This is a genomic window from Acidocella aluminiidurans (genome assembly GCF_055383125.1).
The window spans coordinates 2,992,723-3,019,194 of sequence record NZ_AP031589.1 but is presented as its reverse complement, the minus strand read 5'-3'; the positions used below and the strand labels follow the sequence as shown (position 1 = coordinate 3,019,194).

The window sequence follows — 26,472 nt, the reverse complement described above, 5'->3', positions numbered from 1 at the left end:
TGAAGATCCCGTAACATCAGCCATTTGTGGCGGAATGCCGATGTCCGGCTTGCCATTTTGGCCCGATTTCTGCCACACCCCCTCCCCCAGAACGGTCACGCGATCCGAATTACAGCCATAAGGCCAAAACATGTCCGATATGATATCGATTGATAAGCCCGGCAGCCGCCATGACGGGCTGACCATCGCTTTGCACTGGCTCACCGCCCTGTTGGTTGTGGTGAACTTCCTGCTGGCGGAATTCTGGGACTTCTTCTCCAAACCGAACCATCATCTGATGATCGTGCTGCATATGTCCTTCGGGCTGCTGCTCACGGCGGTGTTCGTGCTGCGGCTGGTCTGGCGCACCCGCCCCGGCCACACCCATTTCGACGATGGCAAGGATCTGCTCAATCGCGGCGCGCGCGGGCTGCACCATCTGCTTTATCTGCTGCTGGGCGCGGAAATCCTGCTCGGCTTCGCCACACGCTGGACGGATAACCAGCCCTTGAGCTTCTTCGGCCTGCCGATCCCTTCGCCCTTCGGCGATTTTTCCAGGGCAACGGGACATTTCGTCGACCAGATCCATGATTATGTCGCCTGGACGATCATCATCCTCGCCGGGCTGCATGCGCTGGCGGCCTTGCTGCATCATTACGTGCTGAAGGACGGGGTGATGCGCCGCATGCTGCCGCGCGGCTAGCGCACCATCCGATCAAACGGAATCGTCTGATCGGATAAACTTGCGCGCTCAGACAAAAAGCGAGAGCGTGTTCCGCGCGCCAAGATGAGCGGAATAGGCCCTGAGCCTCCCTAAAATCTTTATACGCTCTTTATGGCGCCGCGATGCCTTCCGCATCGCGGCTTTATGTTTGTCCGCCTACACCGGAGGCTTCCATAGGAGGCCGTAATGGGCGATCTCGTCACCATCATCTTCGGCGCGGCGATTTTCGCGTTGTTGATCCTTTATGTTCCCGCCTGCGAGCACGTATGATGCTGGACCAGGTTCTGGGTGGCGCCATCTGCGCCGTGCTGCTGGTTTATCTGGTCTGGGCGATGCTGCGCCCTGAAGATTTCTGAGAGAATTCCCATGACAATTCAGGGCTTCGCGTATATCGCGCTGGTCTTTGCGCTCGTGCTCGGCGCGGCCTTTCCGCTCGGGCGCTATCTGGCAGCGATTTTTGAAGGGCGGGTGCGGTTTCTGCGCCCGCTCGAGCTTGGGGTTTACCGGCTCGCCGGGGTGGATGAAAGCCGCGCCATGGGTTGGCAAAGCTACGCAATGGCGCTGCTGCTGCTCAGCGTCATCCATTTCGCCTTGCTCTATGCGATTTTGCGGCTGCAATTCTATCTGCCGATGAACCCGCAACATATCGCCGGCATGTCGCCGCGCCTGGCCTTCAACACCGCCGCCAGCTTCGCCACCAACACCAACTGGCAGGCCTATGCGCCCGAAGCGCAGATCTCCGACGGTGCGCAGGCCTATGGGCTGGCGGTGCATATGTTCATCTCCGCCGCCGCCGGCATCGCCGCCGCCGCCGCGGTGATGCGCGCTTTCACCGGCAGCGCGGCGCGGCTCGGGAATTTCTATGTCGATCTCACCCGCATCACCCTTTATCTGCTGCTGCCCGGCGCTTTGATCGCGGCGGTGCTGCTGGTGCTGGCCGGCGTGCCGCAAAGTTTCGGTGGCTTCATCGCCGCGCACACGCTGCAGGGCGGAACGCAGACCATCGCCATCGGCCCGGTGGCGCTGCAGGAGGCGATCAAGGAGCTGGGCACCAATGGCGGCGGCTTCTTCAACGCCAATTCCGCGCATCCGTTCGAAAACCCCAATGGCTGGACCAATCTTCTGGAAAACTGGCTGCTGCTGGTGATCGGCTTCGCCCTGCCCATCGCCTTTGGCCATATGGTGAAGGATAAGGCGCAGGGGCGCGCGCTGATGGCGGCGATGGCGATCATCCTGGCTTTGGGCTGCGTCGGCGCCTACGCGGCGGAGGCGCATGGCAACCCGTTGCAAATCGCCGCCGGGGTGGCGCCGGGCGGCAATTGGGAAGGCAAGGAGGTGCGCTTCGGCATCGCCCCCAGCACCACCTTCAACGTCTCCGCCACCGGCACCTCGACCGGCGCGGTGGACAGTTTCACCGACAGCTACACGCCTTTGGGCGGCGCCGTGCCGCTATTTCTGATGCAGCTGGGCGAGGTGACACCCGGCGGCGTCGGTTCGGGCTTCTATACCATCATCGTCTTCGCGCTATTCTCGGTCTTCATCGCCGGGCTGATGGTCGGGCGCACGCCGGAATATCTCGGCAAGAAGGTGCAGGCGAAGGAAATCAAGCTCGCCATGCTGGGCGTGCTGATCCTCACTTTGTTCATCCTGGCCGGGGCCGGCTTCTCGCTGGTCACCAAATCCGGGCTGGCCTCCTTGGCCAATGCCGGGCCGCATGGGCTGACCGAGATGCTTTATGGCTGGACCTCGGCCACCGAGAATAATGGCAGCGCCTTCGCCGGCCTCTCCGCCGACACGCCGCTATTGGATTACGGGCTGGGCGCGGCGATGCTGTTCGGGCGCTTCGCCTTCATGATCCCGGTTCTGGCCATCGCCGGTTCGCTCGCCGCCAAGCCCCGCCTGGCCGCCAGTGCCGGCACCTTCCCCACCACCGGCCCGCTTTTCATCGGGCTGCTGATCGGCGTCATCATCATCCTGGGCGGTCTGCAATTCCTGCCGGCCGATACGCTGGGCCCGCTCGCCGAACATGTGCTCCTGCAAGCTGGAAAGATTTTCTGACATGTCGCAAGCTGAAACCATCTCCCTGTTCGATGCCGGCATCATGCGCCGCGCCGGATGGGATGCGCTGGCCAAACTCAACCCCGTCACGCTGATGCGCAATCCGGTGATCTTCGTCACCGAAATCGTCTCGGCCCTGGTCACCGCCACCGGCATCGAGGCGCTGGTGACGCACCGGCCGGCGGAATTTTCCCTGGTCATCGCTGGCTGGCTGTGGCTGACGGTGATCTTCGCCACCTTCGCCGAGGCGGTGGCGGAAGGGCGCGGCCGGGCGCGGGCGGAAACGCTGCGCCGTGCCCGTTCGGACACCATGGCCAAGCTGCTCACCAACCCGCCCAACCGCGCCCTCTATAAACCCACCGCCGCACCGGATCTGCGCCAGGGCGATATCGTGCTGGTTGAAGTCGGGGACATCATCCCCTCGGATGGCGAGATCATCGAAGGCGTCGCAAGCGTCAATGAAAGTGCGGTCACCGGCGAGTCCGCCCCGGTGGTGCGCGAGGCGGGCGGCGATCGCTCAGCGGTCACCGGCGGCACCCAACTGGTCTCTGACTGGCTGGTGATCCGCATCACCGCCGATGCCGGCAATACCTTTCTGGACCGCATGATCTCGCTGGTGGAAGGCGCGGAGCGCCGCAAGACCCCGAATGAGATCGCGCTGAACATCCTGCTTGCTGGCTTAACCCTGGTGTTTCTCATCGCCGTGGTCACGCTGGTCGGCTTCGGCGCTTATTCCGGCACAAGCTTTTCCATTCCGGTGCTGGCGGCCCTGCTGGTCTGTCTGATCCCCACCACCATCGGCGGCTTGCTCTCCGCCATCGGCATTGCCGGCATGGACCGGCTGGTGCGCTTCAATGTCGTCGCCACCTCCGGCCGCGCGGTGGAGGCGGCGGGCGATGTCGATGCGCTGCTCCTGGACAAAACCGGCACCATCACCTTCGGCAACCGCATGGCCTCGGCCTTCTACCCGGTGGCCGGCGTGCAGGAGCGCGATCTGGCCCAGGCCTGCGCGATGGCGAGCCTGGGCGATGAAACCCCGGAAGGCCGTTCCATCCTGGCGCTGGCGCGCGATAAATACAGCCTCGCGCCGGAACGCCCGTCGGATGCCGCCATCATCCCCTTCAGCGCCAATACCCGCATGTCCGGCGTCGACACGGCCGGGCAAAGCTTCCGCAAAGGGGCTGTGGATTCCGTGCTGAAAGCGCTGAACACGCAGGGCGACGAGGCCTTCGCGCAAGCCGCCGCGCGCATCGGCCGCGCCGGCTCCACCCCGCTGGCGGTAGCGCTGAACGACAAACTGCTCGGGCTGATCGAGCTGAAGGACATCGTCAAACCCGGCATCAAGGAGCGCTTCGCCGCCTTGCGCGCCATGGGCATCCGCACCGTGATGGTCACCGGCGATAACCGCGTCACCGCCGCCGCCATCGCCGCCGAGGCCGGGGTGGATGACTACATCGCCGAGGCCACCCCGCAAAACAAGCTCGATTATATCAGAAAGGTTCAGGAAGAAGGCCGGCTGGTCGCGATGTGCGGGGACGGCACCAACGATGCCCCGGCCCTGGCGCAGGCGGATGTCGGCGTGGCGATGCAGACCGGCACCCAGGCCGCGCGCGAAGCCGGCAATATGGTGGATCTGGACAGCGACCCGACCAAGCTGATCGAGATCGTCGAAATCGGCAAACAATTGCTGATCACCCGCGGGGCGCTGACCACCTTCTCCATCGCCAACGACATCTCCAAATATTTCGCCATACTGCCGGCGATTTTCGTGAGCACCTACCCGCAGCTGGCGGTTTTCAACATCATGCATCTGCGCAGCCCGGAGAGTGCCATCCTCTCGGCGGTGATCTTCAACGCGCTGATCATCGTGGTGCTGGTGCCGCTGGCCCTGAAGGGGGTGAAATTCCGCGCCATCGGTGCGGCCGCCCTGCTCAAGCGCAATCTGCTGATCTATGGGCTGGGCGGCCTCGTCGCGCCCTTCGCCGGGATCAAGCTGATCGACATGCTGCTTGGCCTGATCTGAAGGAAACATCATCATGCTGCTCCGCGAACTCCGCCCGGCCGTCTCGCTGGTCGTGCTTTTCACACTGGGCCTTGGCCTCATCCTGCCGGAGGCGTTCACCGGCGCCATGCAGGCGGTGCTGCCCGTCCAGGCCAATGGCTCGCTGCTGCGCGCCAACGGCCAGGTGGTCGGCTCCGCCTTGATCGGCCAGAATTTCACCGGGGCGGATTATTTCCAGCCCCGCCCCTCGGCGCTGATGGGCACGGATGCCAAGGGCAATGCCGTTCCCACCCCGTACGACGCCAGCGAATCCGGCGCCTCGAATCTCGGCCCCACCAGTGCGGCGCTGCAAACCGCCATCACCCAGCGTGTCGCCGCTTACCTGAAAGCCTATGGTCCGGGGCCAGTGCCGGCCGATGCCGTCACCTCATCCGGCTCCGGGCTGGACCCTGACATCTCCCTGGCCAACGCGCTGCGCCAGGCCCCCGCCATCGCCGCCGCGCGGCATCTGCCAAGTGCGACCGTCACCGCCCTCGTCACCCGCATGACCCACCATGCCGTGCTCGGCGTCATCGGCACCGATCATGTGAATGTGCTGGAACTCAATCTTGCGCTGGACAAGCTCAGCCGCCCATAAACCAGCATGGCGAAAGACGAGGATGCACGGCCGGACCCGGACGCGCTGCTGGCAGCGGCGGCACGGGCCGGGCGCGGGCATCTGAAAATCTTCCTGGGCGCCGCCCCCGGCGTCGGCAAAACCTGGGAGATGCTGGATGCCGCCCAGGCCAAGGCGGCGCGCGGGCTGGATGTGGTCGCCGGGCTGATCGAAACCCATGGCCGCGCCGGCACCCTCGCCAAGATCGGCACGCTGGAACAGCTGCCCCGGCGCGCCGTTCCTTATCGCGGCCAGAGCCTGGAGGAGTTCGATCTGGAGGCCGCCCTCGCCCGGCATCCGCAGCTGCTGCTGGTCGATGAGCTGGCCCATACCAACGCGCCGGGCCAACGCCATGCCAAACGCTGGCAGGATGTGCAGGCGCTGCTGGAGGCGGGCATCGATGTCTGGACCACGGTGAATGTCCAGCATCTGGAAAGCCTGAACGACCAGGTGGCGCGCATCACCGGCGTGCGGGTGGCCGAGACCATCCCGGACACCGTGCTGGACATGGCCGATGAGATCGAGCTGATCGATCTGCCCCCGGCGGAGCTGCGCGGGCGGCTGCAGGAGGGGCAGATCTACCGCCCGGATGTGGCGGCCCGGGCGCTGAAGGATTTCTTCCGCGAAGGCAATCTCGGCGCGCTGCGGGAGATGGCGCTGCGCCGTGCCGCGCAGCGGATCGACAAGGATGTGACCCGCTATATGCGCCTGCGCGCCATCCCCGGCCCCTGGCCGGTGGCCGAGCGGGTGCTGGCGCTGGTGGCGGCCGATGGCGCCGCCGGCAATGTCGTGCGCCACGCGGCCCGGCTGGCGGAGGCGCTGCACGCCCCCCTCACAATCTTTCATATCGAGCGCGGCAGCGACGATGCCAGGCTGCAGGCGGCACTGGATTTGGCGGTGCAGCTGGGCGGCCAGGTGGTGACCCAGAGCGGGACCGATATTGTCGGCGCGGTGCTGGATTATGCCGCCCGGCAGAATATCACCCATATCGTCATGGGCCGGCGCGCGGTCTCACGCTGGCGGCCGGGGCGGCGGCTGGCGGAGGCGCTGACCCGGCGCGCCAGCGCCTACACGCTGCATTTCGTCCCCGTTCCCGCCGCCGCAGCCTCCCCCCCGGCCCGGCCGCGCCGGCCGGATTGGGAGCCTTACCCGCTGGCGGCGGCACTGCTTGGGCTGGTCACCATCCTCGGGCTGGCGGGCAAGGCCTATCTGCCGCAAGAGGCGATGGGGCTGATCTTCACCGGCCTCATCGCCGCCATGGCCAGCCGCTCCGGCCGCACCGCCGGGCTGTTCACCGCCATCGCCGCCTTCATCCTGTGGAATTTCTTCTTCCTGCCGCCGCTCTACACGCTTTCGGTGGCGGACCCACGGGATGTGGTGGCGCTGCTGGTGTTTCTGCTGGTGGGGCTGCTCACCGGCCAGCTCGCCGGGCGGGTGCGCCAGGAGGCCGGGGCGGCGGCGGCGCGGGTTGAGGCGCTGCGGCGGATCTCGCTGTTCGGCCAGCGCCTCTCCCGCGCCGCCACCTTGTCGGACGTGCTGGCCTGCAGCGCCGAGGAAGCCGCCAGCCTGACCCCGGCCGGCATCGTGCTGCTCACCGGCCCGCAGGGGCTGCGCGCCGAGGCCAGCCACCCGCCCGGCACGGCTTTGGACGAGGCGGCGCAGGCGGCGGCGCAATGGTGCGCCACCCATGGCATGGAAACCGGCACCGGCACCTCCACCCTGCCCTCGGTGCCCTGGCGGTTCCTGCCGCTCACCAACAGCCAGGGCTGCATCGGCGTGCTCGGCGCCCGGCCCCAGGCCCCGCCCAGCGCGCCGCTGGCGCAGGCGCTGGCCGCCCTGGCCGGGCAAAGCGCGCTGGCCATCGAGCGCGCCCGGCTCTCGCTCACCACCGCCCGCGCCGAGGCCCAGCAGGACAGCCAGAAGCTGCGCAACGCTTTGCTCTCCTCGCTGAGTCATGATCTGCGCACCCCGCTCACCTCCATCCGCGGCGCCGCCGAGACGCTCTCCCAGGCCGGACCGGCGCTGGATGAGCCCACCCGCGCCGATCTGCTCGCCAGCATCATTCAGGACAGCGCGCGGATGACCAAATTCCTCGCCAACATCATGGATATGGCGCGGGTGGAGGCGGGCGGGCTGACCGTGCGCCGGGAGCGGGTGAAACTGGAGGAGATCGTCGAAGCCGCCATCGCGCGGGTGGCCGGGGCGGTCTATACACGCGTCAATATCGCGCCCGATGCCGGCTTCGCCCAGGCCGACGCCGGGCTGCTGGAACAGGTGATGGTCAATCTGCTCGACAATGCCGTGAAATACGCCCCGCCGGACAGCCACATCACCGTCAGCGCGGTGCGCGACGGCGCGCTGGTGCGGCTCGCGGTTGCCGATGCCGGGGTCGGCATCGCGCCCGGCGAGCTGGATGCGGTGTTCGACAGCTTCTTTCGCGCCAGCCGGGGCGACAGGGTGGCGCCGGGCACCGGGCTGGGGCTGGCCATCGCCAAGGCCTTCACCGAGGCGATGGGCGGCAGCATCCGCGCCCAGAGCCCGCGCACGGATCTGCCGGCCGACGGGCTGCCGGGGACGATCATCCGCGTGGAGCTGCCGGCGGCATGATCTCGGGCCGCATTCTGGTGGTGGATGACGAGCCGCAGATCCACCGCTTCCTCGCCCCGGCGCTGAGCGCTGCCGGCTTCACCCCGCTGCGCGCCGAACGCGGCGAGGAGGCGCTGCGCCTGGTGGCCGGCAACGCCCCGGACCTGGTGCTGCTGGATCTCGGCCTGCCGGACATTGACGGCCAGGAGGTGCTGCGCCGCTTGCGGGATTTCTCCGCCGTGCCGGTGATCATCCTCTCCGCGCGCGAGCGCGAGGCGGAAAAGATCGCCGCCCTCGATGCCGGGGCGGATGATTATGTCGAAAAACCCTTCGCGCTGGGCGAGCTGCTGGCGCGCATCCGCACCGCCTTGCGCCGCCAGGGCCAGCCCACCGCCGCCCCGGTGCTGGAGCTGGCCGGGCTGCGGCTGGAGGCGGAGAAGGCCTGGCTGGATGGCGCGGCGCTGGCGCTGACCAAGCGCGAGCAGGCGCTGCTGTTGCTGCTGGCCCGCAATGCCGGGCGGGTGCTCACCCACCGGCAGATCCTCACCGCCCTCTGGGGCCCGGCCCATACCGAGGATGTCGCCTATCTGCGCGTCTATATCGGCCAGCTGCGCCGCAAGCTGGGCGAGGACTTCGCCGCCCGGCTGAAGACCGAGCCAGGTGTGGGCTACCGGCTGGAGGGGTGAAGCGGCCTACTGCTCGGTATCGCCGCCGCCGGAGGGCGACACCGCGCCGCCATCGTCCTGATACTGAAACGTGTCGCTGCCATAATCATCGGCGCTGATGACGATCTTCTGGCCCTGCTCGGCCTGATAGACCTCGAAGCCGATCGTGTTGCCCTGATCGTCGCTATAGGTGCTGCCGTCCGGCCGGGTGTAGGAGAAGCTGTACACCGCCCCGCAATTCGCCGCCCCCGCGACAGGATCGTAGGATTCCAGGAAGAATTTGCTCAAGGTCAGCTTCATCGACCCGCCGATCTTGCTGGCCTGCGCGTCTGTCATGCCATCGGGCAGGGATTGGGTGAGTGTGGCCAGCGCCAGCTGGAAGGCGGCCAGCTGCGCCGCGCTCTTGCTCTGCGCCGACCAGCATTCCCCGGCATCGCCCCGCCCCAGACCCGCCTGTTTGTCGGCGGAATGGCACCCGGCCAGACCCAGCAAGGCGAATGCCGCAACAAATCTTTTCATGACAATCCTGAAACCATCCTGCGCCGAAGGCCAAGGCCGCAAGCGTCTGGCCTGACGCTCTGAAGTTTGGCCGGACGCGCCGTTTACCCTATCCCGACGCTGACGCGTCTGGCCGAACCATATTGCTTCAGAGCGGGATCAAAGTCACGCCGGGCTCCGCGGCGGCGCTTTCACGAAGAATTCACCGCGTCGCGCCCCAAAAAAGCGGGAAGGCCGAAATGCCATCGGAACGCCCCGAAAATCGCTTTAAATTCAGCATACAACCAAATTTAGTCTCTTTTTAAACACAAGCCACATCATACGGTACGAATGTTACACGCCAAACTCGCAGCGGTGGCGGGCTGGCGGCGCTGCGCGCCTGCTGTGGCAATATTACCGCATTGACAATAAAAGATTTAACAATCGTTAATGGCAGCGTTCAAAAACACCGTTGCGTCCGCAACGAGGCAGGGGCTTGCGAGATGACGACAATCCTGGACGTGACTCTCAGCTCGACATTGATCGATGAACTGACCCACGGCAACAGCGCCTCGTCGGTCTATGTCGTCTATTACGACGAGGGCGGCCCCACCTTCGGCACCTGGTCCACGCTGCTGACCAATGGCAGCGTCGTCGGCGGCAGCAGCGCCAGCATCTCCAGCAGCCTCAACGGCGAAAGCGTGCCGGTCACATTATCCGGCAGCCTCGCCAGCGGGAAGGTCTATGTGCTGGTGCAGAGCGAGACCAATGGCGCCGGCGCGCCCTCGCTCTCCAGCATCATCACCCAGCAGAGCGACATCAACGCACAGACCGCCGCTGCCAATAATTTCGGCTATGATTCGGTTGAGCTGAACCTCACCGGCACCGCCACCGATGCCGGCAATCTCACCTCCGTGGTCCAGTACGGGCTCAGCATGGGCATGGGGGTGAGCTACACGAGCGGCGCCAGCGCCTCGGTCGGCTATGACATCACCGGCACCGCGCTGACCACCCTGCTCGGCAATGCCGGCGCCACCTTGAGCACCTACAGCACCGGGCCGCTGGCCGGCTCCATCGCCAGCGCCACCCCGCCCAGCAACCCGCTGGACTGGGCCGGCTATGTCACCGCCGTCAGCTCGATTGCCAGCGATATCGAGATTTCCGGCTTCTATAACGGCGGCACCGATGCGAGCCAGATCTATCATAATGCCGGTTATTTCGATTACGCGGTGAGTGCCGGCACCTCTGCCGGCGATCTGGTCTTCACCCTCACCCCGCAAGCCGACAGCCAGATCCAGGGCACGATCTATATCGACGCCGCCAATCTGGAAAACAGCATCTACGCCACCGACGGCACCGCCACCATCGTCGCCAATGGCAGCGTCTTCACCACCATGAACACCGGCGCCAATAATGAATGGGGCACGGTGCTGCGGCAATTCCTGGTCGGCTTCGATGCCGGCTATTACGGCACCAGCGGCGCCCCGGTGAACAGCCATCTCGGCGGCAGCATCGACCTGAACAAGAGCGCCAACTGGGACCCCACCTATGCCTTCGGCCGCAGCCTCAGCGGCACCATCATCGCCGGCCACACCTATAACGGCTACGCCGCCGCCTTCGCCAGCTATTCCAACTCCTACGGCTTCAACTATTCCGATGCGGAAACCGCCGCCTACACCGCCGGCGGGCCGCTGCTCTCCCTGGCCGAGCCTGGCACCAGCATCGATGTCTCCACCATCGATCTCACCGTGTTCGGCGCCACCGATACGCCCACCGGCTACACCGCCCCACCATCGCCAACATCGTCTCCGCCAGCACCTACACGGCGGTCACCGGCACCAGCGGCAACAATATCGTGCTGGATTTCGCCACCGGCAACGGCACCAATGCCGGCGTAGTGCTGGCCGACAACGCCACCATCGAGCTGCGCCTGCTGACCTCGGACGCCAACAATGTGCCCACCTTCGGCGACACCATCACGCTCTCCGGGTCGCTGTGGCAGCAATGGGATATTTCGGAAAATAACGGCACCTACAGCGCCAGCGCCAACTCCAACGTGACCATGGCCACGGGCGATCTGATGCTCGACAATCTGCCGATGGCCGCAACGACCGGCACCGATTGGTATCAGGTGGTCGAGACCGACAGCACCGGCACCGAGAGCAAGACGTTCAACCTTTATCTGACCAGCGAAAGCACCTCGCTGAGCAACACGACCATCCACACCGGGACTTACGAGGGGGACGCATTCGCGAATGCGACCCTGACCGGCAGCACGCTCACCGCCGGCAGCTTCTCCGGCGGCAGTATCGTCGGCACCATCCTCAACGCCGTCGTCACGTATGACAGTGCCGCAAATGATTGGCAGCTGCAAAGCGGCACGCTGGAGACCGGGCTGGGGACCGAGATCACCGTCGACGCCGGCACCTTGAGTGACGGCATCATGAACGGTACCCTAAGCTCGTATATCGACGCCACCACCACCTACAGTAATATTTTGTTCACCGGCGCCAGCGCCACGGGCAACGCGCTCGATAACAATGTAGTCGCCTTAACCACCATCTCCGGCGGCAGCGTCACCGCCGGGCAAATCGTCAGCAGCAGCCTGACGGGAAGCGGAAGCGGCACCATCACCTTCGCCTCGCTGGAGGCGACATTGTCATCGGAGACGGTGACCAACAGCATGATCGATACGGCGATCACCCTCGCCTCGAACACCGTGACGACAACGCTGATCAGCGGCGGCACCGTGAGCCTCACTTACGGCGGGGATACGATCAACGATGCGACACTGACCGCAGGCACCCTGGATAACGGCAATTTCGCCGGCGGCAGCATCGTCGCCAGCATCGTCAATGCGCAGCTCGCGGAGAGCAACGGCACCTGGGCGCTGCAGGGCGGCACGCTGGTCACTGGGCTTGGAACCGACATCACCATCCAGGACGGCACGATCGCGGCCGGCACGCTGGACGGCAACATCGTCACTTACGTCATCAACGGCACAACCTACACCAATGCCGGGCTGCACGATGCCAGCGTGACCGGCACGGCGCTGAATAGTGACGTTTTCACCTTCGGCACCATCGCGGGCGGTACCGCGACCGCCGGCACCGTCTCCGGCTATATCGTCACCGGCGGCACCTCGCTGAATGGCGGCCAGCTGATCGAAGGCGCGACGCTGTCCAACGCCACCCTCACCGCCGAGCAGATAACCGGCGGCAGCATCACCGCCCCGCTGACCATCTCCTCCGGCACGGTGAACGGCGCGCTGGTGACGGGCGGCAGCGTGACCACGCCACCCACCATCCTCAACCCGGATTATACCGGCCAGCAAGCCTCCGCCGGGGTGGATGGGCTGGGCGTGGTCTCGGGCACCAGCGGCACCAGCGTGCCGCAATATGTCAACAGCCTGACCTATAACCTCGCCGGCAGCGACGGCACCGCCAGCGACCCCAATCTGGTGCAGGAAAACACCGCCAGCACCGTCATCGCCGGGCTCTCCATCGCCGCCGCGCCGGTGGTCGGCACCTTCTCCGGCAGCAGTTTCGAGGCTTTGGCCGGGCAGACCCTCTCGGGCGATACGCTGACGGTGAGTGCCGGCAGCCTGGCCACCACCGGCAGCGCCGAGATCAACACCATCACCACCGGCGAGACCCTGCTCGCCTTCGGCTGGACCGGCGATGACAACGCCTCCGGCACCTGGACCAGCGGCACGGTGACCGGCAGCAATGCCAGCCTCTGGGCCTCCGCCTACACCAACAAGGTGAATGGCGAGGATGCGGTGGTGATCCGCCTGACCGACACCGCCAACAGCACCACCCAGACCATCATCACCACCGCCGATGCGGATGGCGCCTGGGCCAGCACCGCGACCCTGGTGAATCAGGGCACCTACGACGTGACGATGCAGGACTACCAGAATCTCGGCAGCGCCGGCGCGCCGGTGACGCTGGGATCGGCGCTGACGGCGCAAAGCTACAAGCTGGTGCTGGTGGAAACCGGCACGCCCTGCTTCTGCCCGGGCACGCGCATCCGCACGCCGGCCGGTGAGACCTCGGTGGAGAGCCTGTCCATCGGCGATCTGGTGCAGACCCGCGACCACGGGCCGCAGCCGATCAAATGGATCGGCAGGCGCGCTTATGCCAACCCGTTCCTCGCCGCCAACCGCGCCGTCTGGCCGGTGCGCATCGAGGAAGGCGCGCTGGGCGAGGGGCTGCCCGCCCGCCCGCTGACCGTCTCGCCCGAGCATGCGATGCTGCTGGAGGGGCATCTGGTGCCGGCCAAGCATCTGGTGAATGGCCGCAACGTCACCATCATCGAGGCGCCGGCGCGGGTCGAATATCTGCATATCGAGCTGGAGCGCCACGAGATCCTGTTCGCCGAGGCCGCCCCCACCGAGAGCTTCGTGGATTGCGCCAGCCGCAACATGTTCCACAATGCCGATGAGTTCGCCGCCCTCTATCCGGACGATGCCCGCCCGCAATGGGCATTCTGCGCGCCGGTGCTGGAAGGCGGCCGCCGGCTGGCGGCGCTGCAACGGCGCATCCTGGCGCGTGCCCAGCGGCGTGGCAACGCGCAGGGCGCGGTGCAGGGGGTGCTGGACGAAGCGACGCGGCATCTGGTGCGCGGCTGGGCCTGGATGAAGGATCAGCCGCAGGAAAGCCTGGAGCTGGAGATTTTCAACCACGAGACCAGGATCGGCAGCGTGCTCGCCAACCAGTTCCGCGCGGATCTGGCGGAGGCCGGCATCGGCAATGGCTGGCATGGTTTCAGCTTCACCCTGCCGCGCCCGCTGCCCGCCGGGCAGGCGCATCTGATTAGCGTGCGCGCTGCGGGCTGCGGCACGCTGCTGACCGGCGCCCCGGCGCCGATCGCCCCGCGCACCACGCTGGACGCGGCGGCCCTGGCCAGCCTGCGCGATGCGCTGGACGAGGCGCGCGGCTGCAGCGGCGAGGGGGATGCGCTGCTGGCGCTGCTGCTGGAAGAGGTCGAGCAGTTGAAGGGCCAGCAGGCCGCCCTGCGCCATGAATCCGGGCCGATGCGCCGCCAGCGCGGCAGCCAGGCCGCCCTCCCGGCGAAGCGGGCGCTGGTGATCGACGATGCCTGGCCGCGGCCGGACCGCAGCGCCGGCGCCCAGGCCATCCTCTCCCATATGCGCGCCTTGCAGGCGCTGGGCTGGCATGTCTCCTTCCTGCCGCGCACCGGCGCCGCGCCGGATGGCGCCGCCCAGGCGCGCTTGGCGGCGCAGGGCATCGCCTGCCTCGCCGCCCCCGCCATCGCCTCGGTGGAGGAGGCGCTGTGCCGCCAGGCCGGGATGTTCGAGCTGGTCTATCTGCACCGGGTCAGCGTCGCCGCGCCCTATATGAGCCTGATCCGGCATTACCAGCCACGGGCGAAAGTGATGTTCAGCGTCGCCGACCTGCATCATCTGCGCCTGGGCCGCCAGGGTGAGATCCAGCAACGCCCGGAGCTGACCCGCGCCGCCCAGCGCCAGCAGGCGCAGGAATTCGCGGTGATGCTGCAGGCGGATGCGGTGCTCACCCATTCCCCGGCCGAGGCGGCGCTGCTGCGCCAGGCCGGGCTGGAGGCGCAGAAGCTGCATCTGGTACCCTGGGCGGTCAAGCCGGTGAAGCCCGCCTTGCAGGAGGGCCGCGAGGGGCTGCTGCTGGTCGGCAATTTCGCGCATGAGCCCAATCTCGACGGGCTGCTCTGGTTCGCCCAGGCGGTGCTGCCCGCCTTGGCCGGGCAGCGCCTCACCGTGGTCGGCGCCGGGCTGCCGCATGGGGTGGCGCAGATGCTGCGCGCGCAAGGGGTGGAGCTGGCCGGCGCGGTGGCGGATCTCGCCCCCTATTATGCCCGCGCCGGCCTGGCGCTGGCGCCGCTGCGCTTCGGCGCCGGGATCAAGGGCAAGGTGCTGGAAGCCTGGGCGCACGGGCTGCCTTGCGTGATGACGCCGATCGCCGCCGAGGGGCTGGAGCTGCCCGCCGCCCTGCGCGCCGCCGTGGCGCCGGATGCGGCCGGGCTCATCGCCGCGATCGAGACGCTGCGCCATGATGCAGGCGCGGCGAAGGCGCATGTCGCGGCCGGGCGGGCGCTGCTGCGGGCGGGCTTTACCGCCAAGGCGGTGGAGAGCGCCCTGGCCAAGGCGATCGCGCCGACGAGCTCGTCCGTGGTGACGATCAACCGGGGGTAAGCCTCGAAAACTTTTGAAATTTAGAGCAATATGTGTTTAGGTTGACGCGCCAGCGTCAAAATAAACACATGAAATTGCTCGCCAAAACGAAAGCTAGAGCATTCAGCTAAAAGCTGAAGGCTCTAGAGCCCGGCGGGCGCGGGGCCGCCGGTGGCCCAGTCCAGCAGCTCGACGATATGGGCGACCGGCAGCCCGGAATGCTGGCCGATCTGCACCGCGCAGCCGATATTGCCGGTGGCCACCACATCCGGCCGCAGCGCCTCCAGCGTCTGCGCCTTGCGCGCGCCGAGCTGCCCGGCGATCTCCGGCTGGAAAATATTATACGTCCCCGCCGAACCGCAGCAGAGATGCGAATCCGCCGGCAGCTTCACCGTAAACCCCGCCGCGCGCAGCAGATTCTGCGGCCCTGTGGTCAGCTTCTGCCCGTGCTGGATCGAGCAGGGCGGATGATAGGCGACGATCCGCGCAGGGATCTCCACCCGCGCCGGCAGCCCCGCCGCCTCGATCACCTCAGACACATCCTTCGCCAGCGCCGAAACCCGCGCGGCCTTCTCCGCGTAAAGCGGGTCGTCGCGCAGCATATAGCCGTAATCCTTGATCGTGGTGCCGCAGCCCGAGGCGGTGATGATGATCGCCTCCAGCCCGGCCTCGATCTCCCGGCTCCAGGCCTCGACATTGCGCCGCGCCGCCGCCAGCGCCTCGGCCTCGCGGCCCATATGGTGGGTGAGCGCGCCGCAGCAGGCCTCGCCGGGGGCGAAGCTCACCTGATAGCCGCAACGCTCCAGCAGCCGCATTGTGGCGGCGCGGATTTCCGGGCGCAGCACCGGCTCGGCGCAGCCTTGCATCAGCACCACCCGCCCGCGCGCCCCGGCCGGGCTGGCGGGCAACGGCGCCTGCTTGGGCAGCCTGGCCGGCGCCAGCTGCAGCATCGCCGCCGCCGGGCGCAGCGGCCGGATGCCTTGCAAAACCCCCGCCAGCGGCCGCGCCAGCCCGGCCAGACGCAGCGCCGCCCGAAAGCGCTTGGGATAAGGCAGCACCGCGGCCACCACCGCCCGCAGCGCCCGCTCCGCCAAGGGCCGGCGATAATGCCGCTCGATATAGGCGCGGGCATGGTCCACCAGATGCATGTAATTCACCCCCGAGGGGCAGGTGGTCATGCAGGCAAGGCAGGAGAGGCAGCGATCCACATGCTTGACCACTTCCGGCCCCGGCACGCGCTCATTCTCCAGCATGTCCTTGATCAGATAGATCCGCCCGCGCGGGCTATCCAGCTCATTGCCGCCGAGCACATAGGTCGGGCAGGTGGCGGTGCAGAAGCCGCAATGCACGCATTTGCGGATGATCGCCTCGGAGGCGGCGATGTCCTTGTCGGCCAGCTGGGCGGGGGAGAAATCAGTCTGCATCGGCCTCGTCCAGAAAGCGGTTGATCTCGAATATCCCCATCGGATCAAAGCCGCGCCGCACCCGCCGCGAGAGCGCCTCCACTCCCGGCGCCTGGGGATGCAGCGCCGGAATGCGGGTACGGACCGCCGCCGGGGCGCGCAGCAGCGTGGCATGGCCGCCCGCCGCCTCCGCAGCGGAACGGATGCGCGCCTCATGCCCCTCCAGCGCCAGCCAGATCAGCCCGCCCGCCCAATCCGCCAGATAGGCCCCGCCCACCGCCAGCAGCGGTGCTATGGCGCCCAGCGCGGCGCGCGGCGGCAGGCTGAGCCGCCATAGCGTGGCGTCCGGGTTCAGCCCCGCCCCGCCTTGCACCCGCGCCCAGAACGGCGCCGCGTCCGTCAGCACCTCAGGCTGCCCATAGGCCGCCAGCGCCGCGCCCAGATAGTCCCGCCGCGCCGCGATCGAGGGGCCGACGCCATCCAGCCGCAGCAAGGTCGCCTCACCCGGCAGATGCGCCGCCGCCGCCACATCGCACGGTGCGCGCAAGGCCGCGCGCATCAACGCGAAGGCCGCCTCATCCGCCAGGCCGCGCCAGCATAATGTCACCCGCTCCGGCGCGCGCGGCAGCACTTTCAGCGTCACCTCCGTCACCGCCGCCAGCCGCCCCCAGGAGCCGCAAACCAGCTTCGGCAGATCATAGCCGGTGACATTCTTCACCACTTTCGCCCCGGCCCGGAATATCTCCCCCCGGCCGGACACCGCCTCGAACCCGAGCAGATGATCCCTCGCCCCGCCGGCGGACACACGGCGCGAGCCCGCCACCCCGGCCGCCAGCACCCCGCCAATGGTGGAGCCTGGCGCGCCATAAGGCTCGAACGCGAGCGCCTGCCCGCGCGCAGCCACCGCCGCCTCGATCTCGGCCAGGGGCGTGCCCGCCCGCGCCGTCAGCACCAGCTCCGCCGGGTCATATTCCAGAATGCCCGAGAGCCCGGCCAGGCAGAGGGTTGGCACCTGACGCGGCGCGCCGATCTGCGCCCTTGTGCCGCCGCCGACAATCTCCAGCTTCTCACCGCCCGCCAGCGCCTGGCCGATGATCTCGCAAACCTCTTTGGTATTTTGCGGAGTCATGCTCAAAACCTTGGCAGTTCGGGAAACGGCAAGGCCCCACGATGCACATGCATCCGCCCCAGCTCGGCACAGCGATGCAGGCTCGGGAACACCTTCCCCGGATTGAGCAGCAGCTCGGGATCGAACGCGCATTTCAGCCGCTGCTGCTGGCGCAGATCATCCTCGGAGAACATTGCCGGCATCAGATCGCGCTTCTCCACCCCCACCCCGTGCTCGCCGGTGAGCACCCCGCCCACCTCGACGCACAGGCGCAGAATATCCGCGCCAAATTCCTCGGCCCGCTCCAGCTCGCCGGGCTGGTTGGCATCGTAGAGGATCAGCGGATGCAGATTGCCGTCCCCGGCATGGAACACATTCGCCACCCCCAGCCCATATTGTTCGGAGAGCGCGTTCATCCGCTGCAGCACCACCGGCAGCTTGGCGCGCGGGATGGTGCCATCCATGCAGTAATAATCCGGCGAAATCCGCCCCACCGCCGGAAACGCCGCCTTGCGCCCGGCCCAGAAGGCCAGCCGTTCCGCCTCGTCGCGAGAGATGCGGATCAGCCCCGCCTGGTTGGCCCGCGCGATCGCCTCGACCTCCTGGATCAGATGGCTGCATTCCGCCTCCGGCCCATCCAGCTCGACGATCAGCAGCGCCTCCACATCCAGCGGATAGCCGACCTGCACGAAGGCCTCGGCGGCATGGATGGCGGGCTTGTCCATCATCTCCATCCCGGCCGGGATGATCCCCGCGGCGATGGTATCCGCCACGCATTGCCCGGCGGATTCCACGCTGGGAAAGCCGATCAGCAACGCCTTCGCGGTCTCCGGCTTCGGCAAAATCCGCACCGTCACCTCGGTCACCACCCCCAGCAGCCCCTCGGAGCCGACGATGATGCCGAGCAGATCCAGCCCCGGCGCCTCCAGCGCCTTGCCGCCGAAGCGCAGCACCTCACCCTCCATGGTGACGAGCTGCACGCCCAGCACATTATTGGTGGTGAGCCCGTATTTCAGGCAATGCACCCCGCCGGAATTCTCCGCGACATTGCCGCCGATGGAACAGGCAATCTGGCTGGAGGGATCCGGCGCATAATAAAACCCCTCGGCTTCCACCGCCTTGGTGATGGCGAGGTTGGTGACGCCGGGCTGCACCACCGCCAGCCGGTCCTCATAGTCGATCTCAAGGATTTTCTTGAACCGCCCCATGCCGAGCAGCACCGCATCCGCCAAGGGCAGCGCCCCGCCGGAGAGCGAGGTTCCCGAACCGCGCGGCACCACCTTGATGTTCTGCCCTTTGCAATAGCGCAAAACCGCCGCCACCTGCTCCACCGTCTCCGGCAACACCACCACCATCGGCGGCTGCCGGTAGGCGGTGAGGCCGTCGGACTCATAAGGCCGCAGCTCGTGCGGCGCGTCGATCACCCCTTCCCCGGGGACGATCTGGCGCAGCGCCTTGATGATCTCGTCGCGCCGGGCCAGCACGCGCTGGTCCGGCAGGGGCATTTGCAGGGACATCCTCGAACTCTCTTGCTGTCTTTAACGCGGCTCTGGCTTATTTCACGCCGGATCCGCCGCTCAGGGCAAGAGCAATTGGTCAGGCCGCATGGCTGACGCCGGCCAGGCTTTCCATCCGCGCCTTGTCCGCTTTCAGCGTCGCCGCATCGCCGGAATAAACCATCTCGCCATCGGCCAGCACATAGGCGCGGTCCGCCAGCTGCAAGGCCAGCATGGCGTTCTGCTCGACCAGCAGCACCGACATGCCCTCCTTCTTCATCCTGGCGATGGTCCGCATCACCTCCTGCACGATCACCGGCGCCAGACCCTGGCTCGGCTCGTCCAGGATCAGCAGCTTCGGGTTCAGCAGCAAGGCGCGGGCAATCGCCAGCATCTCCTGCTCACCGCCGGAAAGCCGCCCGCCCTTGCTGGCGCGGCGCTCATAGAGCCGCGGAAACAGCTCATACACCGTCTCGATATTCCACGGCCCGCTGATCTCAGGCGGCACCTGCAGATTTTCATGCACGCTCATATGGCCGAAAATCTTGCGCCCCTCGGGCACATAGCCGACGCCGGACACCGCGATCTTATGCGGCGAGGCGCGGGTGAGGTCGCGCCCGAACAATTTCACGCTGCCGGCTTTCGGCGGGGTCAGGCTCATCACGCTGCGCATGGTGGTGGTTTTGCCGGCGCCATTGCGGCCCAGCAGCGCCACCAGCTCGCCCTCCTCCACCTTCAGCGAGACGCCGTGCAGAATATGGCTCTTGCCGTAATAGGTGTGCACACCATCGATTTCCAGAACCGCGCTCATGCCGCGTTCTCCTCCAGCGCATTGCCGAGATAGGCCGATTGCACGCGGGGATTTTCGGAAATCTCCCTGGCCGTGCCCTCCGCCAGCATGGTGCCGTTATCCAGCACGGTGATCCGGTCCGCGATGCCGAACACGATCGCCATGTCATGCTCGACGAACAGGATGGTGATGCCTTGATCCTTGTTCAGCCGGCGGATCAGATCGGTCATGTGGTTGGTTTCCTCATCGCCCATCCCCGCCGTCGGCTCGTCCAGCAGCAGCAGCTTCGGATGCCGCGACAGCGCGATGCCAACCTCGACGACGCGCTGATCGCCATGCGACATCTCGCCGACGATCCGGTCCATCTTCGGGCCAATCCGGGTGATCGCCGCCAGCTCCTCCACCTTCGCCTCGACCTGGTTGCGAACATTGCGCGAAATCCAGGGCCGCAGCTGCAACCCCATCGCCGTCTCCACCGCCACGCGCAGATTTTCATAGACGCTGAGCGAGAGAAACACCTGGGTGATCTGGAAGGTGCGGATGATGCCCCGGCGCACCAGCGCATTCGGCGAGACCGCCAGGATCGGCTGGCCATCGAACTGGATGCTGCCTTCGCTGGGCGGGAAATAGCCGGAAATCAGATTGAACAAGGTCGTCTTGCCCGCCCCGTTCGGCCCGATGATGGCGCGCAGCTCGCCTTTCTCAACCGACAGCGAAATCCCCTTCAGCGCCTGCACCGCGCCGAAGCGGCGGCCAACGCCATCCAATGTCAGAAAGCTCATGACCGCGCCCTCCCCTTGATGAAGCCCAGCAGACCTTGCGGGAAGAACAACACCGCCAGCACGAAGATGAGGCCGATGAAGCTCATCCAGTTCTGCGTCACGCTGGAGAGATAATCCTGCGCCACGATGAAGATGATCGCCCCCAGGAACGGCCCCCAGTAAGAGCGCATCCCGCCCAGCACGCAGATGACAACGAAGGAGCCCGAAAGCTGCCAGCCGAGATTATCCGGCGAGGCAAAGCCAGTGAGCAGCGCATTCAACGCCCCGGCCAGCGCGGTGATGAAGGTGGAAATGGCAAAGGCCACCCAGATCTGCTTATCCACCGCGACACCTAGAAAGCGCAGCCGGGTGGTATTCTCGCGCACCGCCACGAAGCTATGGCCGAGCGGCGAGCGCAGAATCTGCCAGAGCACCAGCATCACCACCGCGAACAAAGCCAGCACCAGATAATAAAACCGCACCGGCCCCATATGGATCGCATGACCGCCCAGATGCAGCGGCACGCGCGAGAAGCCGGTCAGCCCGTCCTCACCGCCGGTCAGCGCATTCCAGCGCACCGCGATGAAATAGAACATCTGCCCGAAAGCGATGGTGATCATCGCGAAATAGATGCCCTTGCGCTTCATCGCCATCGGCCCGACGAGAATGCCGGCGATGCCGCCCAGCACCGTGCCCGCCAGGATCGCCAGCGGCAGCGAGGGCGCGATATAGATCAGGCACAGCCCCGCCCCGTAGGCGCCCAGCCCGAAATAGGCGGCATGGCCAAAGGAAAGCCCGCCCGTATAGCCGAGCACGAGATTCAGCCCGGAGGCGGCGATGGCGTAGATCAGCGCGCGGGTAGCAAGATCCGTATAGCCGCCCAGCGCCGGCAGCCAGAGCGGCACCAGCAGCAGCAGCACCCAGATGCCGGCCGCCACCAGCATGCGCGCGGAGCCTTGCGCCGCCGCCGGTTTGGTTTCGATGGAGGCGCTCATTCAAACAATCCTTCCTGACCGAGCAGGCCACGCGGCCTGAGGACCAGCACAACAGCCATGATCACATAGATCACCACCTCCTGCGCGACGGGGAAAAACGCCGCGGTGATGCCCGAGGCGATGCCGATGATCAGCCCGCCCAGCACGGAGCCGATCAAGCTGCCGACACCGCCGACGATGATCGCCACGAAAGAGGGCATGATCAGCGAGGAGCCGATCGAAGGCGAAAGCCCCAGCTGCCCGGCGGCGAGAATCCCCGCCAGCCCGGCGAGAAAAATACCGATGCCGAAATTCGCCGCGCGCAGGAAGAAGATATTCACCCCCATCGCCGAGATCGTTTCCAGATCCGCATTGCCGGCGCGGATGCGGATGCCGATGCGCGTATAGCGCAGTACCGCGAACAGCGCGCCAGTGACCAGAATGGTAATCGCAATCAACACCAGCCGGTAGCCGGTGAGGAAAAACAGCGAGGCGGAAAGCGGGGTATTCAGATAGCCCGGCAACGCGAAAGGCTGCCCGACCGACCCCCAGATGGTGCGGATCAGATCCTCCATGATCATCGCCAGCCCGAAGGTGAGCAGCAGCGAGAACAGAGGATCGCGCCCATAAAGCGGACGGATTAGAAAGCGCTCCATCAGCAGGCCCAGAATCACCGCGCCGAAAGGCGCGATGATCAGACTCCCCCAGAACCCGACATAAGGCTCAATGGTGAAAGCCAGATAGCCGCCCAGCGCCATGAAGGTGCCGTGCGCGAAATTGATGACGCCGTTCAAGCCCAGGATCAGCGACAGCCCCAGCGCCATCAGCGCGTAGAAGATGCCGACGATCAGCCCGTTGAACGCGCTGTACATAATCAGTGATTCCACGGTGTTTCGCCCTTAAAGCGCCACGCGGCGCAGCTTTACATTGCAACCGTGCATAACGGAAAAGGGAGCCGGCATGCCCATGCCGGCTCCCTTGCGGTCACGCCAAAGCTCAGCTCGGATAGACGAGCTTGCAGCCAGCCTCGGCCGGGGATTTCGCGATCGTCCCGCTCGGCACGGTCTGCGCCACGTTGAACAGGTTGGGATAGGTGGCGCCATTGGGCACATTGCCCGGGAACATGTTGGCGATCATCTGGTGATCCTCCGCCCGGTAATAGCACTTGCCCGGCTGCAGCGCGACTTCCGGCGGCAACACCAGCCCTTCCAGCGCCCTGACAACCTTCAGCGCATCCAAGGATTTCGCCTGGTTCGCCGCCAGCGCGATGGCGTGCGCCGAGGCATAGCCGAACCAGGTGCGCGCGGTCGGCACCTTGCCGTTATATTTCGCCTTGTGCGCGGCGACGAAATCTTCCAGATGCGGGACGCCGGGCTGGTTCCAGTACCACTCGAACGTCCACCAGCCGAGCCGCGCCGCCGGCGGCAGCGCCTCCAGAACTTCCAGCTCCTGCTGCGCGCCGGCAATGGTCATCTGCGTGTTCATGCCGAACTGCACAGCCTGCTTCAGCACATTCACCAGATCATCGCCCGCCTGCAGGCAGATCAGCACATCCGGCTTCGCGGCGCGCGCCTGGATCAGGTAGGAGGAGAAATCGGTGGTGCCCAGCGGCGCCAGCGCGTTGCCCAGCGACACGCCACCGGCCTTGGTCAGCTGCGCGACATAATCGTCATGCAACGAATGGCCGAAAGCATAGTCAGGGGTGATGAAGAACCATTTCTTGCCGAATTTCTGATAGAGCAGATTGAAGTCCGCGGCGGTCTCCAGCCAGGTGGTGGAACAGGTGCGGAAGGTGTTCCAGGTGCAGTTCTTGCCGGTGATCGGATCGGCATGGCCGCCCGTGTCGATATAGAGCAGGTTATGCTGGCTGGAGAATTGCGCCAGCGAGGCGGAAACAGCAGAGTTCACCGAGCCCATCAGGAAGTCCACCTTATCCTGACTGACCATTTTTTGCGCCTTGCTGACGGCCGGGCCAGGCAGCCCCTGCGAATCTTCCACCAGCAGTTGCACCGGGCGGCCCAGTATGCCGCCTTTCTTGTTGATCTCATCGACGGCCATGGTGGCGCCGCGAATCTGGTTCTCACCCAAGGCGGCATAGGTGCCGGTGCGCGGATCGATATTGCCGATCTTCACCGGCGATTCACTTTGCGCCCAGCTGACTTCAGGAAGAATCAGGCTTGAGGCGGAGGCGGCAGCGCCAGCCTTCAGCAAGCCACGACGATTCAAAGAGGCGGTATTTTTGAAGACCATCTTGTTATTTCCTCATTTATTTCGGTTAGCCGCGAAATTTTTGTTAAGTTCTTCGAATTTTTAGGAGATATTCCTTCGCCCTTGCGTTAATGTCAATCATCCTTTGCGCGGATCCGCGCGAAAACCGCATCAGCCCCACACATCTTCATAAAGCGCGACAATTTCGGCGGCGTCAGGCACGCGCGGGTTGTTGCCCGGCGAGCCGGAGGCCAGCGCCTGCTCGGCCATCAATGGCAGCAGCTGCCTCCAGCGCGCCGCATCGAGCCCGTAATCTTTCGGGCTGGGAACGGCCAAATCCTCATTCAGCCCGCGCAACGCCTCCACCAGCGCCGCCGCCGCCGGCGCATCCGCGGCACTGGCCGGGGCGATGCCCATGGCCCGGGCGCAATCCGCATAACGCGCGACATTGCCCTCGATCGACCAGCGGGTGATGGCGGGCAGCAGCATCGCGTTGGAAAGTCCGTGCGCGACATGAAAATGCGCGCCGATCGGCCGGCTCATGCCATGCACCAGACAGACCGAGGCATTGGAAAACGCCATCCCAGCCTGCATCGCGCCCAGCATCACCTGTTCGCGCGCGGCACGGTTGCCGGGCTCGTGATAGGCGCTGCGCAGGCCCCGCCAGATCGCCTGCATGGCGGCCATCGCCATCGAATCCGAAAACGGGTTGGCCAGACGCGAAACATAGGCCTCGATCGCATGGGTCAGCGCGTCGATCCCGGTATCGGCGGTCAGGCGCTTGGGCATGGTCAGCGTCAGCTCGTAATCCACGATCGCCAGCGTCGGCAGATAAGCCAGGCCCGGGCAGAGCATTTTCTCATCGGTCGCGGTATCGGTGACGATGGTGAAGCGTGTCGCCTCGGAGCCGGTGCCCGCCGTGGTCGGGATGGCGATGATCGGCAGGCCGGGAGTCATCTCCTGATGCGGGGCCTTCAACGCCCGCATCGTGCCCGGGCGCGGCGCCAGAATGGCGGCGGCCTTTGCCGTATCAATCGGGCTGCCGCCGCCAAAGCCGATGACGCAATCCGCCCCCGCTTCGCGCACGAAAGCGGACGCGGCGGCGACACAATCGCTGGTCGGGTCAGGAACGGTGTCCGAAAACACCGAAGCCTGCAGACCGACTTTGCCCAGCACCGCCTGCAAACGCTCGACCACACCGCTCTGCACCAGGAATTTGTCAGTGATGATGGCCGGGCGCGTGAGGCCGAGCTGCAACAGCGCCTCGCCGGTTTCGGCCAGAGTGCCGCCACCGATGCGCACCACGCGCGGAAGCATGATTGCTGACATTACGTCTCCCTTCTCACCCCGGCCTCTGAGGGGCCTGATTTAGACATTATCCTAGCCTTGACAGCTTCCGCAGGAATACAGGAAATATCGACCATCAACTGTGCGGAATTGCACATATGAGACCGGGGTTCGACTGGAACGATCTGCGCTATTTCCTCGCCGTGGCGCGCAGCGGCACCATTTCCCAGGCCGGGCGGATGCTGGCGGCGGACCATGCGACGGTGGCCAGGCGCATCAGCGCGCTGGAAGCGGCCTTGGGCGTGTCCCTGTTTGTGCGCAATGCCCGCGGCTATTCCCTCACCCGCCAGGGCGAGGCGCTGCTGGAGCAGGCCGGACGCATCGAGATCGAGGCCGGCCAGCTGGAGGAGCGGCTGGGCGGCGGCCAGGTCAGCGCCAGCGGGGCGGTGAAGATCAGCGCGCTGGAAGGCATCGGCAATTTCTTCCTGGCCGGGCGGCTGGCGCGCTTTGCCGCCGCCCATCCCCGGCTGGCGGTGGAGCTGCTGACCATCCAGCAAGTGGTCTCGATGTCGCGCCGGGATACGGATATTCTGATCACCCTCACCCCGCCAGAGTCGCGCAAGCTGGTGTCGGAGAAACTCACCGATTATCGTTTATTCGTGTTCGGGACAAAGGATTATCTGAGCGCGCACAAGCCGATCCGCAGCGCGCAGGATCTGCGCGGGCATGACTTCGCGTTCTATATCGATGAGCTGATTTTCACCCGCGGGCTGGATTATCTGACCGAGCTGGAGCCGAGCCTGCGCGCGCGCCTGCAATGTTCGAGCATTCACGCGCAGCTGGAAGCCGCCTGTGCCGGCCAGCAGCTTTGCCTGCTGCCGGGCTATGTGGCGCAAAGCCGGCCGGAGCTGGTGGCGGTGCTGCCGGAGACCTTGCAGCTGCAACGCAGCTATTGGGCGATGGTGCATGCGGACCTCGTCCACAGCACCCCCGTAAAACTGGCGCTGGCCTTCATCCGCCAAGAAATCAAAAAGGCCGCGCCTCTGTTTTTAGGCAAAGACCTGCTGGCGGCCGCACCGAAAAACGGTTCTAAAATTCCCCGGTGAAATTGATAAGAGAGGGCATGA

At 66.0% G+C, this 26,472-nt stretch carries 20 protein-coding genes; 10 read left to right on the top strand and 10 right to left on the bottom strand.

Annotated elements, in window-relative coordinates; genetic code table 11:
* The first annotated feature begins 139 nt into the window (after positions 1 to 139).
* The 7 genes from ACZ46S_RS14865 to ACZ46S_RS14835 all read left to right on the top strand — a co-directional run bounded on the left by ACZ46S_RS14865 (position 140) and on the right by ACZ46S_RS14835 (position 8,690).
* Positions 140 to 682 carry a cytochrome b gene (locus ACZ46S_RS14865; RefSeq protein WP_464062375.1) on the top strand — a complete coding sequence of 181 codons (543 nt, stop codon included), beginning with the start codon at positions 140 to 142 and terminating at the stop codon, positions 680 to 682.
* Positions 683 to 969: 287 nt separating this feature from the next.
* Positions 970 to 1,059 (top strand): K(+)-transporting ATPase subunit F, encoded by a 90-nt coding sequence (kdpF, locus tag ACZ46S_RS14860; RefSeq protein ID WP_081822134.1) that lies wholly within the window; start codon positions 970 to 972, stop codon positions 1,057 to 1,059.
* A gap of 10 nt (positions 1,060 to 1,069) precedes the next feature.
* Entirely contained in the window at positions 1,070 to 2,761 is a 1,692-nt protein-coding gene (kdpA, locus tag ACZ46S_RS14855) for a potassium-transporting ATPase subunit KdpA (protein ID WP_464062374.1), read from the top strand.
* 1 nt (position 2,762) lies between these two features.
* On the top strand, positions 2,763 to 4,784 hold the full coding sequence (gene kdpB / locus ACZ46S_RS14850) for a potassium-transporting ATPase subunit KdpB (RefSeq protein WP_464062373.1): 2,022 nt from the start codon (positions 2,763 to 2,765) through the stop codon (positions 4,782 to 4,784).
* 13 nt (positions 4,785 to 4,797) lie between these two features.
* Positions 4,798 to 5,400: a potassium-transporting ATPase subunit KdpC gene (kdpC, locus tag ACZ46S_RS14845; protein WP_464062372.1), complete on the top strand. Its 603-nt coding sequence runs from the start codon at positions 4,798 to 4,800 to the stop codon at positions 5,398 to 5,400.
* 6 nt (positions 5,401 to 5,406) lie between these two features.
* The gene (locus tag ACZ46S_RS14840; protein ID WP_464062371.1) at positions 5,407 to 8,025 is read left to right on the top strand and encodes a DUF4118 domain-containing protein; all 2,619 of its coding nucleotides are present in this window, start codon (positions 5,407 to 5,409) and stop codon (positions 8,023 to 8,025) included.
* The gene (locus ACZ46S_RS14835; protein ID WP_464062370.1) at positions 8,022 to 8,690 is read left to right on the top strand and encodes a response regulator transcription factor; all 669 of its coding nucleotides are present in this window, start codon (positions 8,022 to 8,024) and stop codon (positions 8,688 to 8,690) included. Before ACZ46S_RS14840 ends, ACZ46S_RS14835 begins: the two co-directional genes overlap by 4 nt.
* A gap of 6 nt (positions 8,691 to 8,696) precedes the next feature.
* Here ACZ46S_RS14835 and ACZ46S_RS14830 read toward each other — a convergent pair whose 3' ends face one another.
* Entirely contained in the window at positions 8,697 to 9,188 is a 492-nt protein-coding gene (locus ACZ46S_RS14830) for a hypothetical protein (protein WP_464062369.1), read from the bottom strand.
* Positions 9,189 to 9,649: 461 nt separating this feature from the next.
* Between ACZ46S_RS14830 and ACZ46S_RS14825 the strand changes: the two genes are divergently transcribed.
* The gene (locus ACZ46S_RS14825; RefSeq protein WP_464062368.1) at positions 9,650 to 11,044 is read left to right on the top strand and encodes a hypothetical protein; all 1,395 of its coding nucleotides are present in this window, start codon (positions 9,650 to 9,652) and stop codon (positions 11,042 to 11,044) included.
* Positions 11,002 to 15,339, top strand: a complete 4,338-nt coding sequence (locus tag ACZ46S_RS14820; RefSeq protein ID WP_464062367.1) for a Hint domain-containing protein — start codon at positions 11,002 to 11,004, stop codon at positions 15,337 to 15,339. Before ACZ46S_RS14825 ends, ACZ46S_RS14820 begins: the two co-directional genes overlap by 43 nt.
* A 122-nt stretch (positions 15,340 to 15,461) precedes the next feature.
* Here ACZ46S_RS14820 and glcF read toward each other — a convergent pair whose 3' ends face one another.
* From glcF to ACZ46S_RS14775, 9 genes are all read right to left on the bottom strand, one after another.
* Positions 15,462 to 16,742, bottom strand: a complete 1,281-nt coding sequence (glcF, locus tag ACZ46S_RS14815) for a glycolate oxidase subunit GlcF (protein ID WP_464062366.1) — start codon at positions 16,740 to 16,742, stop codon at positions 15,462 to 15,464.
* Positions 16,732 to 17,850, bottom strand: coding sequence for a glycolate oxidase subunit GlcE (gene glcE, locus ACZ46S_RS14810; RefSeq protein ID WP_464062365.1), 1,119 nt, complete (start codon positions 17,848 to 17,850; stop codon positions 16,732 to 16,734). Before glcE ends, glcF begins: the two co-directional genes overlap by 11 nt.
* 2 nt (positions 17,851 to 17,852) lie before the next feature.
* Positions 17,853 to 19,346: an FAD-linked oxidase C-terminal domain-containing protein gene (locus tag ACZ46S_RS14805; protein ID WP_464062364.1), complete on the bottom strand. Its 1,494-nt coding sequence runs from the start codon at positions 19,344 to 19,346 to the stop codon at positions 17,853 to 17,855.
* A 79-nt stretch (positions 19,347 to 19,425) separates the two neighbouring features.
* Positions 19,426 to 20,136, bottom strand: coding sequence for an ABC transporter ATP-binding protein (locus ACZ46S_RS14800; RefSeq protein WP_026439357.1), 711 nt, complete (start codon positions 20,134 to 20,136; stop codon positions 19,426 to 19,428).
* The gene (locus ACZ46S_RS14795) at positions 20,133 to 20,897 is read right to left on the bottom strand and encodes an ABC transporter ATP-binding protein (protein ID WP_295741694.1); all 765 of its coding nucleotides are present in this window, start codon (positions 20,895 to 20,897) and stop codon (positions 20,133 to 20,135) included. Before ACZ46S_RS14795 ends, ACZ46S_RS14800 begins: the two co-directional genes overlap by 4 nt.
* Positions 20,894 to 21,871 (bottom strand): branched-chain amino acid ABC transporter permease, encoded by a 978-nt coding sequence (locus tag ACZ46S_RS14790; protein WP_008494225.1) that lies wholly within the window; start codon positions 21,869 to 21,871, stop codon positions 20,894 to 20,896. Before ACZ46S_RS14790 ends, ACZ46S_RS14795 begins: the two co-directional genes overlap by 4 nt.
* Positions 21,868 to 22,737 carry a branched-chain amino acid ABC transporter permease gene (locus tag ACZ46S_RS14785; RefSeq protein ID WP_464062363.1) on the bottom strand — a complete coding sequence of 290 codons (870 nt, stop codon included), beginning with the start codon at positions 22,735 to 22,737 and terminating at the stop codon, positions 21,868 to 21,870. Before ACZ46S_RS14785 ends, ACZ46S_RS14790 begins: the two co-directional genes overlap by 4 nt.
* 109 nt (positions 22,738 to 22,846) lie before the next feature.
* Positions 22,847 to 24,100 (bottom strand): ABC transporter substrate-binding protein, encoded by a 1,254-nt coding sequence (locus ACZ46S_RS14780; protein ID WP_295741701.1) that lies wholly within the window; start codon positions 24,098 to 24,100, stop codon positions 22,847 to 22,849.
* Between the two features lie 129 nt (positions 24,101 to 24,229).
* The gene (locus ACZ46S_RS14775; protein WP_464062362.1) at positions 24,230 to 25,387 is read right to left on the bottom strand and encodes an iron-containing alcohol dehydrogenase; all 1,158 of its coding nucleotides are present in this window, start codon (positions 25,385 to 25,387) and stop codon (positions 24,230 to 24,232) included.
* 116 nt (positions 25,388 to 25,503) lie between these two features.
* On the opposite strand from ACZ46S_RS14775, the gene ACZ46S_RS14770 reads away from it, so the two are divergent.
* Complete coding sequence (locus ACZ46S_RS14770; RefSeq protein ID WP_464062361.1) at positions 25,504 to 26,451, top strand: LysR family transcriptional regulator; 948 nt, start codon at positions 25,504 to 25,506, stop codon at positions 26,449 to 26,451.
* Positions 26,452 to 26,472 lie beyond the last annotated feature (21 nt).